Source organism: Pseudoalteromonas sp. NH0006-26 (genome assembly GCF_057552415.1).
In genome coordinates, this window is the sequence record NZ_BAAJMJ010000001.1 from 505,612 (window position 1) to 517,785 (window position 12,174).

The following is a 12,174-nucleotide window of genomic DNA, read 5'->3' on the forward strand; positions in this document are numbered from 1 at the left end:
GATATAAACTGTGTGGGTAAAAAGTAAATGCTTATTAAGGTTAACAGCAATAACGTGCCTGTTGTTAAGTTTAACTAGCCAAGCAGATAACAGTGATGAGCGTGATTTTGCGGCGTTTTTGAAGCAGCGGCATAGCGAATTTAGCCAGTATGAGCAACAGCAACAGCAAGAGTTTGCTGCATTTGTGAGTGCTTGGCGAGATGCTCAAGCGGCGTATTTAAAGCAAGTAACTGAAAAGTGGAAAGATCCAAATTTACCTAGCGCAAAAGTGTGGGTGCAATATAGCGACGATTTAAATAATCGCACCACTGTAGACTTCGAACGTGGTGAAGTAACGGTCGAGTTACTTAATAATCAAGACGACACACAAGCCATTGCCTATGCACAGCAGCAGTTAACGGAGCTGTCGCAGGTGAGTGTTGATGAAACCTTAGCAAAAGACCCTGTTTATATTGCCGCCAATTATAGCTTGAACAAAAATAAAGTGACGGCGCACACCAGTGTACAGCCGCAGGCAGCTAGAGCGAAAGTTATCAAAAAAGCACCGCAAGTCACTAGTCAACTAGCACAACAAAGTGTACTGACTAAAGCAATGGTTAAACAAACACTTGCCAGCAAACCACCTAAAGTGACAAAGCAACAAGAAAGAGTAACCATTAGCTACACATTGCCTACAAACACTTTATCTAGCCAAGCTAAGCGTTACTTACCTGAAGTGAAGCAGCAAGCTGTTCGCTATAACCTAGAGCCTGCCTTACTGTTAGCAATAATTCATACCGAGTCGAGCTTTAATCCGCTGGCACGCTCGCCAATCCCAGCGTTTGGTTTAATGCAAATAGTGCCAACATCGGCAGGCAAAGATGTTAGTCAGTTTTTACAAGGTAAACCGTTATTACTTAGCCCTGAATATTTGTTTCAGGCAGATAACAATGTAGAAGCCGGTAGCACCTATATACACTTGCTAACTAATCGCTACTTTAAACATGTACGTAACGCGCAATCTCGGCTTTATATGAGTATTGCAGCTTATAATACCGGCCCAGGCAACGTAGCTAAAACCCTTAGTGGTTCTAATTCACTTAACCAAGCCAGCATAGCAGCGAACACTATGCCGCCAGATAAAATTTATGATTTCATGGTGAATAATTTACCAGCACAAGAAACCCGTAACTATCTACAAAAAGTGGTTAAACGCACCGCTTATTATCAACAGCAATTGAAGGGAATTTAAAGATGAAAAAGTTATTACCAGTATTCGCCGCTTTGGCGCTAGGTGCGTGTTCAAGCACTGAAAACACACAATCACAGCCGCTTGCTAAAAATGACTCGGTACCTAGCTGGGTATTACTACCAGTTTCAGAAAAAGGCTTAGCTTCATCATCATGTGTGCCATGGTCTGGAAGTATGGCTGTAGATAGAGCGCAAGCAATTGCAGCAGCACGCGCTGATTTATCACAACAAATACAAATAAAAGCTAGCGTAATGGATAAACTATACCTTCGCAAAGCACAAAGTAATGATGAGCTAAACGCGGGCGGGACATTTGAACAAGTCAGCAAGCAAGTTGCTCAGCAGAGCTTGGTGGGTGCAGTACCGCAAGAAGTTGCTTTTGCAAAGCTAGATGGCGTAAAACAATTATGTACCTTTGTAGTTATGAACAACACGCAAGAGACTTTCAGCAATCTTGTTGATCAATCAGGTAAGCGCTTAGATCCAAGCTCGCGTGAAGCGCTTTATGAAGAGTTCAAAGCGCAAAAAGCGATGAAAGAGCTCGAAAAAGAGCTCGAAAATTTAAATAAGTAAAACAAATCAATTAAAAACAAAAATAACAATAAAGGAAGTTTAATTATGAAAGATATATTTTTCTTTGACTCTATGCTGACACCTAAAATTATTACCTTTGTGTATTGGTTAATGTTATTGGTTGCGCTAGTTTCAGGTATTACTACGATGTTTGCTAATTATGGTGGTGGTTTTTGGGCTGGATTAGGTATTGTCATTGGTGGTGCTATTGGCGCTAGGATTTGGTGTGAGCTACTTATAGTACTGTTTAAAATTCACGAAAACCTGCAAAAAATAGTTAATAAAGCGGAGTAAATAGTGTTCAGCGTGCAACTCAATATGCTTTGTTACATAAGTTTGCACGCTGGTTAACTTTTATCGTAGCTGTAATATTAGCGCGTGCTTAAAGTAAAAATAGTGCGAAGTGTAGTTAATAATTGCTTATAAAATAGAAAACGCGGTTGGCTTTTACGCGTGAGTCGCTTATTCTAGCGGCATACAGGTAGTAGGTTAAAATTACAGTTAAATTTAATTTTTAACGCACTACTGCTTAATAAATGCATTTAATCCCCAAAGGTATGCCTCGTTTGAACCACATAGCAAAACAAAAAGCCAACCCTGTATTTTTAGTAGGTGTCGTTTGAAAATACCTAAACGCTTACAGCCATTAGTTGATGATGGTTTTATTGATGAAGTGATCAGCCGTTTAATGAGCGGTAAAGAGGCCGATGTGTTTGTAGTCGCCTGTGGCGATGAGATTCGCTGCGCTAAGGTTTACAAAGAGGCCAGTAAGCGCAGTTTTAAAAAGGCAGCACAGTACCAAGAAGGGCGAAAAGTACGTGGTGGCCGCCAAGCCCGTGCTATGGGTAAACGTTCAAGCTATGGCCGCCAATTAGAAGAAGAAATTTGGCAAAATGCCGAGGTTGACGCACTCTCGCGTTTATCCTCAGCAGGTGTTCGCGTACCGCAAACTTACGGCTGCATTGACGGTGTTTTGTTAATGGAACTTGTAAGTGATGATGAAGGGGATGTTGCACCACAGCTTGGTGCAGTTGATTTAACTGAGCAACAAGCCATTGAGCAACATACATCAATGATGCACTACATTAAACTCATGCTGTGCGCTGGGATTATTCACGGTGATTTATCTGAATTTAATGTACTTGTAGATAGTAACGGCCCGGTAATTATTGATTTACCTCAAGCGGTTAACGCCTCTGCTAATAATAGCGCTGAAGCCATGTTTACCCGCGATGTAAATAACATGCGCCGCTATTATGGCCAATTTGCACCGGCGTTATTACACACGCAATACGCCAAAGAAATGTGGGCATTGTTTGCAGATGCTAACTTAACCCCGCACTCAAAACTCAGTGGCGAATTTGAAGACGACAGCGAAGCTGCAGATGTAGACTCAGTACTTGACGAAATTCAAGCCGCCTTTGATGAAGAGCAAGAGCGTAAAGAACGCATTCGCGACGCCGATGAGCAATAACCCTTAATTTACGTGCAGAGTTTTGACTATTGGATCAAAACTTAGAAGGCAAGTAAGGGCGATAACCGGACATTGAAATTGGCTAAATATCGTCGTTAATTGATTGGTTAAACTGCTCTTTGCGCATATATTCATGAAGATGAGCGCTGCGCGCATATTGGTTCATTTAACTTTACTTTAAAGCTTTAAAAAACTTAGTTTTAGTAATGCTTTAGGTTATTTGTTAAAACTATATAAAGTAGATAAATGAGCGTTAAATCGGCAGAAACATGCGCGATTAGCGAACTATTAAAATGTTAGGTTTACAGGAAAGTTATGGAGTATCTTGATCACCCAACTGTATATGCTATGGCGCTATTTTTTGCCTTCATGATCGGAGGCAGTATAGTCCAGTGGATATTTTTAATAAGGCTAAAAAGGCTAGATTGGGAGATTTGGGTAAGAGCTGGACGACCAACAATTTGGAGTGATCGTGATTTAATTAGAGCATGGCCTACTATAAAGTTTCTTTTAGGTAAAAAATACTTGTTCACTGGTACTCGAGTAGGTCATAGGTTTTGTAGTTTTTATCGGTACCCATTGTTTTTGGGGTATTTTGGTACTTGCTTATCAGTTATCTGGTTTTTAGTTAGTTTGTTTTTAAATGGGTGGCCACAGGATTTACAATAAGTAAACCTAACAAGCGCATCATGAGCGGAACCAAAAAGCTTAGCTTTTTTCGTACCTAACAAATTTTAGCCAATTAATTTTTGCCGTTTATTTCGGCGTTATTTTTTTTAACCGAATGGATTCACATATGAAGAAATGGGTGCTCAAGAAAAGAATTTTTATGATAGTTTTTTTACCGTTCATGGGGATATTCGTCGCACTTCTTTTAAATTTTATTGCAGGCCCTACTTACACAACGTCACTAAATCAAAGTGCACTTAGCGCATATTTTATGGGGTCTGTCATGTGGTCGGTACTTGCATTTTTTTCAGGGGTATATATGTATTCTAAATGTAGTTCAATGAACCACTTAAAGTTTATCCTTGGAGTATCGTCGGTTAGTTTAGGTATAACTATGCCTTGGATAATAGGTATGTTGTAGTAATCAAAACATAACAAGTGATTATGGCACGTTGCAGACTATCGAAAATACAAAACGCTAACGTTAATTGAGGCAGCCTTTTTTCGTTGGGTTTCGCTTCGTTCAACCTAACCCACATAAAAATTAAACACTAATCTCACGTTTTAAAACTCCCCGTATTTCGGGTCTGAAAAAATGAGAGCTACCTCCTGCATCCCAAATCTTTATTCAATTGGTATATTTTGCTTTAAAAAGTAAGCCTGCGCTTCATCGGTATGGGGTTTAAATTTTTTCCAGCGGCCTATGGCTTTATTGTTAAGCGGTTGGCGCACTTGCATTTTGCTGGCGGTTGAAACCGGTGCGGTGTTTAAATGAAAATCAAGGCACTGTGGTTGCCAGTCCAAGTCGCAATAGCTCACTAACTCTTTTATTTTTTGCTCTGGTGCAGCGATGAGTTCTTCGTATTTTACTAGTTTAATATTGCTGTGCAGGGCGCTGAAGTGCTGCATCAGTTTATAAAAGCGACTGTAAAATTTAGCGGTGTCGAGTAAATCGAGCGAGTACGCGTAGTAGGGGTTATTAATAGTAAATAGTTGGCGATAGTTACCAATACAGGTGTCCATGGGGTCGCGAAGTAGGCAAATTATTTTAGCATTAGGCAGGGCTTTGGTAATTAAATCGATATAAAAAAAGTTAAACGGTAGTTTATCAATAAAGTGTTTATGGCTGCCGGTTACAACACGGGTTGCTTCAAGGTAAGTGCTGCCAAGTTTTGCAAAATCAAGCTGGTAAGCTTGGCTTAAGGTGTCTGTATCGAGTACTTGAGGCGTGTGCGTTTGGCTAAGTTTTTTTACACTTAGGCCAAAGTCTTGCAGTTCTCCCGCTGATTGTACGTCGCTGTGGCTTGATAAAATGCGTTCAACTAATGTGGTGCCAGAGCGCGGCATGCCTAATACAAAAATTGGCTCACTGCTTTGGTTGCCAGCTGTTTGTTGGTTTTTGTACTTATCACTGAGCTGTTTAATATGTGCAAATAAAGCCTCAGACGCTTGATTATCAAACGCCTTATTAGCGAGTTTTGCTGCTTTACCTTGTTGTAACGCGGCAAAGGCTGCTGAAAAGTCACCTAAGTCTTGATATTCTTTTGCTAGCGCATGACCTATATGCAGTTTAGCGTCGGGATGATTGACCTGTGTAAATACGTTTTTTAATCGCGCTATGTGGTTGTTATGTTCGGTGACTTTAGTTAAATCGGCTAAGGCAAAATGACTTTGATGATGAAGCGGGTTCAGTGCAATGGCATTTTCAAACGCTTGCTGTGCTTTATCAAACTGGCCTAAAAATTTAGCACACACCCCATAGTTATAATAAAACTGCGGCTGACGAGTATTACTCGCCTCAGCTAAACTTAATGCGCATATAAAGTAATCAGCTGCTTGTTGATGTAAACCCGCTTGGGTGAGCGCGACGCCTAATGTATCGGCATCAAGTGCTTTACTAATATGTTCAATCTTAACGCTGAGGGCGGTGTTTTTTGCTTTTTGTAAATCGCCGGTAAGGGCGTAACACTTGGCAAGTTGCGCTGTATATTCAATAGACTTAGTAAAGCTTAATGCTTTTTCAATTAGCTTTATCGCTTTGTAAATTTGGCCAACCTGTAAATTAACCATAGCGAGTAAAAAGTAGCCATCAGCAAAGTCAGGCTGTTGTGTAACCAGCTCAACCAGTGCTTTATGCGCTTGCTGAATATTGCCTTGGTTTAAGTTGTTGATAGCGCTTTGGTGTAGTTGCTTTAAGTTTGGCTGCATGAATACTCTTATAAATAATGTGCTTACAAATCAAGAGGCTCAAAATTAATTTGAGCCTCTTGATTGTACTTAAACTTATCGTTTAATTACATTTCAAACTTGTCGCTTAATTATATTTCAAACTTATAGTTAAATTTAATGCCAACAGTAAGTGGGCGATTAATAAAGTAACCATAGTTACGTTGTATGTCTGCGCCATTGGCTGTTGTAATATCCGCATCTGAACGACGAACAGAAGTAACCGCATATTTATTAAAAAGGTTATCTACATATAACGTAGTCGACCACGCATCGGCGGTTAATTTAGCTGAAATATTACTTAAGCTATAACCCGGGAGTGCTTCACCGTTGTCACGTAGGCCTACTTTTGAAATTACATCACTTTGTGCGGTTAAACCATAGTTAATATCAAGGGTTTTGTCGTTAAACACTTCTGTTTGGTAGTTAATCCCCATAGAGAACTGATGCTCTGGCGAGCCCGGTAAACGGTCGCCATCTACCGCGCCATCAGTACCGTCGGCATTAAATAAATACGGAGCGTCTGAGGTTAGTTCTGCTTTTGTATAGGCATAAGTTGCATAGGCAGTAAATGAGTCTGATAAAATTGCTCGCGTGGCAATTTCAATCCCTTTCGCATTCGCGCTACCAGCATTTGATAAATACGGTAGTTGGCCTACTGTTGTCGCACCGGCAATCTGTGCGTTATCCCAATCTACATTAAATAGTGCAGCATTAAAGTGTAGCTGGCTTCTCATCCAGGTACTTTTAAAGCCTAGCTCATAGTTAGTGGTAGTATCGGCATCGTATAGCATTTCATCAGGTGTACCACAGCCTGTTTGTTGATCCTCTGGTAGAGGGGTTGGACATGGCACTAAGCCATTTGAGCCACCAATTCTAAAGCCTTCACTAATGGTTGCATACGCCATTACTGAATCTGTGAATTGATATTTAGCATTAAATTTGAAAAGATTACCGTTGTCACCGGCTTTGTTCTCTTCAAAGTTAACAGAAATTGCATCAGGTGCAGCGCCTTCATATAAGGTATTTGCTAATGGGAAGTCAAAAGCCGCTTTTGATTCTACGTCGTATTCGTAAAAACGCGCGCCAATAGTAATGTCGAGTTTATCGGTTACTTGGTAACCCACTTCCCCAAAAAGTGCAGCTTCAGTGACTTTGCTGCCAGTAATTTCTAAATACTCTAAAGAGTCTGGTCTTAGCTGTGCGCCACCAAAATTATCAACTGCGAACTGATCAAAGCCTGGTGTGTACTCTCTGCTTGATGCATCAGTATCGGTTTTGTTGTAAAAACCACCAACAATCCAGCTTAGATCGCTATCGCTTTGTGAGACCAAACGTAGCTCTTGAGTGAAGGTATCGACTTCGTCTAACTCACGGGTGAATGCTGAAAACGAAGGAAACTCCTCGTAGCCATAGTCTAAACGAATTAAAAGGTCAGTTTGGTCGCGTTGACCATCGGCTTCAAAGTGTGAAATACCGGTAGCTGATACCAGCTCGGCAAAACCTAAGTCGGCTTTAAGTTCAAGGCTCAGTAATTGATCTTCTTTTTCCCGTGGCTCTTCAAAACGGTACGCTGACTCGTATTTGCCAATGCGATCACTTAAACCATTATTTTCGTTAAGGCTATTGTGATGAACAATTGAGCGGCCTTCGGTGTCTTGCTTTTGATAGAAGTAGTTTAATGTGCCTTCGAATGACTCATTTGCTTTGTAACGCAATGAAATACGCCCAGTTGTGGTGGTTTCACCGTTGGCGTCTTTTACATTTTTAAGATTGCTATTAACCGCATCAAGGTTTGTCCAATCAGGGTCGGTAATCGACACACCTGGTTCACGAACGGTGTAGGCGTAGTCTATAAACCCTGGGTCTTCATAAATATTTAAACTGGTACGTACCGCCAGTTTGTCTTTAATCAATGGTAAGTTGAAGATAAAACCGGCTTCGCCGCCGATTGAATCACTTTCTTGAGTTTGAAAAACATCACCAAATACTTCACCTGATATGAAATCAAGCTCTGGCTCTTTAAGCATGTAACGAATAGCACCACCTAATGTGCCTGCGCCATACAAAGTACCTTGTGGTCCAATAAGTACTTCTACTCGCTCTACATCAACAAGACGCATATCTACCGATACTGGAATTTCGTTAATGTAGGTGGCTACCGTGCCGCCATCTGATGAAGGGCCTGATGAATTTGTATTTAAACCGCGAACTATAATAGGTGAGCCAGAGCGACCACCTTGATCAGTAATTGTTAAACCTGGCACCCAACGCGCTACATCGGCTAATTCGCTGATATTTTGGTCTTTCATTACATCGGCATCAAGTGCGGTAATGTTAAGAGGCGCAGCTTGAATAGAGCCACTTCGGCGTGTTGCTGTAACCTCAATAACTTCAAGCGATTTATTTTTTTCAATAATTTGCTCTTGTGCTATTGCATTACCACTAAATAATACACCGCTCAGTGCGCTTGATACAGCCAAGGTTAACAGGCTTGGTTTAAACATAAAAATTCATCCCAGTTAGATTGAGTACGTTATTAAATGAGCGCTAATAATATCAGGGAGTTTTGTTGATGGAAATAAAAATATGAATTTTAATTCACTTTTTCAGAATAAAAATTAGGTTGCGGGTTTTTACTTAAATTTAAAGTTTAAATAAAACAAAGTGTTTGTATAAATAATGCACACAAAAAGTTAATGCTTATTGTTATAAGTACAATAGCTAGTTATATAAAGACGTTATAGTTCAAAGTTAGGTGAGGCGTAGGCTTAAACGCAATAAGAGAGAGCTTTAAAATACAGAGAGTGGCACTGCGCCATGATAGCTCATGACGCAATTAAATTATTAAACTCTAAGCAGCGGGCTGCTTTTTACCATTAGACATTGAACTGCCTACAGAGGCAATAATCACCAGTAAAATAGCCAGCCACTGCCAAATACTGAGCAGTTCTCCTAAAATAATGAGTCCGGCTAGCGCTGCAATAGCAGGTTCAAGGCTCATCATAATGCTAAACCCTTGCGGCGACATATTACGCAGCGTGATCATTTCTAAAGTATAAGGTAGGGCGCTCGAAAGTACGGCGATAGCAATGCCTAATGGAATAATATCCCAAGTAAATGCAGCACTTTGTGAAATACCACCATAAGGCACAAGCACAATAGCTGAAATGGTCATGCCCATCGCAACCGTTGCGCCACCAGAGCTTTGGCTGCCTGTTTTTTTACCAAATAAAATATAACCAGCCCAACAGGCACCTGCCGCAAGTGCGAGCACTACACCAACTGGATCAAGGCTGTCTTGGCCTTTCATATCAGGTAAGAGTAATAAAATACCCGCTACTGCACATGCTACCCAAAATAAGTCACGTTTTCTGCGAGAAGAAAACAACGCAACAGCTAATGGGCCGGTAAACTCAAGCGCAACCCCAATACCCAATGGGATACGTTCTATCGCGTAATAAAATAGAATATTCATGCCGCCTAAACTTAAGCCATAAATTAATATGGGTAAGCGTTGGCTAGCAACGGGGAAGTGTTTCCACGGTCTAAAAATCAAACACAAAATAGCGGCCGAAAATCCCAAACGTAAGGCGGTTGTGCCCTCAGGCCCAACAATAGGAAAAAGCTGTTTAGCCAGTGACGCGCCTGACTGAATCGTCATCATTGCTAGCAATATGCATAAAATAGCCAGTAATAGCTCTTTGGTTGATTTTTGCATGGATGTCCTTAAAGATTGCGATGAATTTTGGCGGCATGTTACCTGCTTTTGATCTTAGAGGTAAGTCAAATTTTGTGATCTTTTTAAGCTTAATTCAAAATAGCAGTGTTTAGTAAAGGGTGCTCAAAGGCCAAGCGATAAAATACGCTTATCGCTTAGCCGGTAGTTTTTGTTTATTAAGTCGTTAAATCTGCAGGGTAAACAACACCAAGTTGTGCGCGTGCGGTATCAAGTACTTGCATTACATCGACAGAAAGCTGATGAGTATTAACGCTAGACTCCCCCTGATTTTGCTCAATGGTATTAATAAAATGGTTGAGTTCGTACTTCATAAAGTGCTCGTCAAATTCCGTGCTAATAAGCTCTTTTTGGCCATTGTTAGCAATAAACTCTATTTTTTTAAGCTGCGACACGGCTTCAATTCTAATACGGCCTAATTCTCCCTGAATTTCTGTGATATTTTCGCCTTGTGAAATTTTCGAATAGCTGATCACCGCTTGTTTGTTGGGGTAATTTAAAAGCACATCGCCAGCACCATCAACACCACTTTCAAGTAATACGCCACTGGCATGCACAGAGCGTGGCGCCCCCCATAATGCAATAACAATATAAAGTGGATAAATGCCCAAGTCTAGCAAGGCACCATTAGCAAATTCAGGTAAAAAGGTATTAGGGCGCTCACCATTTTTATACTTATCGTAACGTGATGAATATTGACTAAATTGACCAATAAACTTGCGCGGTGTGCCGATTTTTTTCAGGGCAGCTTGTAAGTGCGCAAAATTAGGTAAATGGGTGGTCATCATCGCTTCCATGTAAAGGCGCTGATGCTGCTTTGCCGTAGTTAAAATAGCCGCAAGTTGCTTGCTATTAGCCGCTGAGGGTTTTTCGCCTAATACGTGTTTACCTGCTTTTAAACACTTTATTGCATACGCGCTGTGCAGGCTATTAGGTGCTGCTATATAAACTGCGTCTACTTGTTCATCTTGGCACACAGCATCAATAGAGGTAAAAATTTTAGCGTCGGTATTTGTTGGATGATTAGCTAAAAAGCGCTCGCCGCTGCTTATTTGGCGAGAGCAAATACCGTATAAATTAAAATTGCTGAGTGTATTAGCCGCTGCTAATAACGTGTCGCTAATAAAATTAGTACCTACAATTACAAAATTCATGTTTAGCCTTTGCTGTTTTTAAACAAGGGCGCAGTTTAACAATGTTTGGCTCTAAATGCGCGGGCAGAGCAATTAAACCAACGTTTAATGCTACTACATAACGTGGCTTGCTCCTGATAACCTAAAAGCTCTGAAATTTGCGTGACCGACAATTGGTTTTGTAATAAATAGTGCTCACATAAGGCGCGGCGAGTGGCGTCTTTGAGCTTTATAAAACTGGTATCGTGCTTTTTAAGTTCTCGGTGCAAAGTGCGAGGGTGAATATTAAGCGCAGCGGCAATGGTGTTATTAGCGCTTTGAAATAGCGGCAGCATAATACGAATGAGCGCGCTTACCTGATCGGGTAAAGATTGGCTATAAGCATTATTTTCGGCTAAAAAGTTAAGTGCTGCTTGGGTTTTATGCTGCTTAGTAACGTTAAGTGTTAAAGCTAAGTCTTGTTTGGCAATTAATACGCCGGCGCTATTTCTATGGGTAATAACTTTACACCCAAAATGCGGGTGGTAGGTCTGCCTATTTGTGCTTCGGGTATGAGGTAAAAATACACTTTGTGGCTTACAACGGCCATTACTTATATTTTTTAAGGTGGCAATGGCCAATGCAATGGTGAGCTCTATTACTTGGTTTACTGCTGGTAATGGCCTGAGATTTATAGCGAATGATAAAAACACGTGTTCATTGTCATCAAGTGGGTGAGTGGTTAAATTAAGCGCTGGCGTATGCAAGTGTAAATATTTTATCACCCAATCTAGCGCCTCAGCTAAGTTAGTGCCTGTTTGAGCGGCTATTGCAATATGGCCTAAAATATCAAAGCTTTGTAGGTTTGCTAGTTTTAACCCAAAATTTGGACAGTTTAGTGTTTTCGCGCAATGCTCTAATAGCTGTGCATACGCGCGGTAAGTAAGGGTCTCTTGCTCTAGTTTATTAAAGTCCACATTAATGGCGCACTGCTGCATTATGGCAGCGAAATCTCCCCCAAGTTCTGCAATTAAATGGTCTATTCCTTGTAAAGAGGTGGCTCTAATTAAGCGGCTCATAAAATATACTTTTACGGGGAGGTGTCTAAAAATAACAAGTTTTTATTCGATGTTCCATGCAAACTGGTTTTT

General features: G+C 40.7%; 9 protein-coding genes. 4 read left to right on the top strand and 5 right to left on the bottom strand.

Going from position 1 to position 12,174, the window contains the following annotated elements:
• Positions 1–61 precede the first annotated feature (61 nt).
• The 4 genes from AC27JR_RS02065 to AC27JR_RS02080 all read left to right on the top strand — a co-directional run bounded on the left by AC27JR_RS02065 (position 62) and on the right by AC27JR_RS02080 (position 3,277).
• Positions 62–1,231, top strand: a complete 1,170-nt coding sequence (locus AC27JR_RS02065; RefSeq protein ID WP_487172618.1) for a transglycosylase SLT domain-containing protein — start codon at positions 62–64, stop codon at positions 1,229–1,231.
• A gap of 2 nt (positions 1,232–1,233) precedes the next feature.
• Positions 1,234–1,803 (top strand): hypothetical protein, encoded by a 570-nt coding sequence (locus AC27JR_RS02070; protein ID WP_487172619.1) that lies wholly within the window; start codon positions 1,234–1,236, stop codon positions 1,801–1,803.
• Positions 1,804–1,848: 45 nt separating this feature from the next.
• Positions 1,849–2,097, top strand: a complete 249-nt coding sequence (locus tag AC27JR_RS02075) for a DUF4282 domain-containing protein (protein WP_487172620.1) — start codon at positions 1,849–1,851, stop codon at positions 2,095–2,097.
• A gap of 325 nt (positions 2,098–2,422) precedes the next feature.
• Positions 2,423–3,277 (top strand): PA4780 family RIO1-like protein kinase, encoded by an 855-nt coding sequence (locus tag AC27JR_RS02080; RefSeq protein WP_131692187.1) that lies wholly within the window; start codon positions 2,423–2,425, stop codon positions 3,275–3,277.
• A gap of 1,293 nt (positions 3,278–4,570) precedes the next feature.
• Here AC27JR_RS02080 and AC27JR_RS02085 read toward each other — a convergent pair.
• The 5 genes from AC27JR_RS02085 to AC27JR_RS02105 form a co-directional block, all read right to left on the bottom strand.
• Positions 4,571–6,154: a tetratricopeptide repeat-containing sulfotransferase family protein gene (locus tag AC27JR_RS02085; protein WP_487172621.1), complete on the bottom strand. Its 1,584-nt coding sequence runs from the start codon at positions 6,152–6,154 to the stop codon at positions 4,571–4,573.
• Positions 6,155–6,264: 110 nt separating this feature from the next.
• The gene (locus AC27JR_RS02090) at positions 6,265–8,679 is read right to left on the bottom strand and encodes a TonB-dependent receptor (protein ID WP_487172622.1); all 2,415 of its coding nucleotides are present in this window, start codon (positions 8,677–8,679) and stop codon (positions 6,265–6,267) included.
• Between the two features lie 347 nt (positions 8,680–9,026).
• Positions 9,027–9,893: an EamA family transporter gene (locus AC27JR_RS02095; protein ID WP_487172623.1), complete on the bottom strand. Its 867-nt coding sequence runs from the start codon at positions 9,891–9,893 to the stop codon at positions 9,027–9,029.
• A 176-nt stretch (positions 9,894–10,069) separates the two neighbouring features.
• A complete protein-coding gene (locus AC27JR_RS02100) occupies positions 10,070–11,065 on the bottom strand; it encodes a Gfo/Idh/MocA family protein (RefSeq protein ID WP_487172624.1) in 996 nt (331 codons plus the stop codon).
• Positions 11,066–11,100: 35 nt separating this feature from the next.
• Positions 11,101–12,102 (bottom strand): AraC family transcriptional regulator, encoded by a 1,002-nt coding sequence (locus tag AC27JR_RS02105; protein WP_487172625.1) that lies wholly within the window; start codon positions 12,100–12,102, stop codon positions 11,101–11,103.
• Positions 12,103–12,174: the final 72 nt, after the last annotated feature.

What these genes read in the sequence shown, in the direction of transcription:
- AC27JR_RS02100 (WP_487172624.1), bottom strand. Translation starts at nt 11,065, where the DNA reads ATGAATTTTGTAATTGTAGGTACTAATTTTATTAGCGACACGTTATTA.
- AC27JR_RS02105 (WP_487172625.1), bottom strand. Translation starts at nt 12,102, where the DNA reads ATGAGCCGCTTAATTAGAGCCACCTCTTTACAAGGAATAGACCATTTA.
- AC27JR_RS02085 (WP_487172621.1), bottom strand. Translation starts at nt 6,154, where the DNA reads ATGCAGCCAAACTTAAAGCAACTACACCAAAGCGCTATCAACAACTTA.
- AC27JR_RS02070 (WP_487172619.1), top strand. Translation starts at nt 1,234, where the DNA reads ATGAAAAAGTTATTACCAGTATTCGCCGCTTTGGCGCTAGGTGCGTGT.
- AC27JR_RS02090 (WP_487172622.1), bottom strand. Translation starts at nt 8,679, where the DNA reads ATGTTTAAACCAAGCCTGTTAACCTTGGCTGTATCAAGCGCACTGAGC.
- AC27JR_RS02095 (WP_487172623.1), bottom strand. Translation starts at nt 9,893, where the DNA reads ATGCAAAAATCAACCAAAGAGCTATTACTGGCTATTTTATGCATATTG.
- AC27JR_RS02075 (WP_487172620.1), top strand. Translation starts at nt 1,849, where the DNA reads ATGAAAGATATATTTTTCTTTGACTCTATGCTGACACCTAAAATTATT.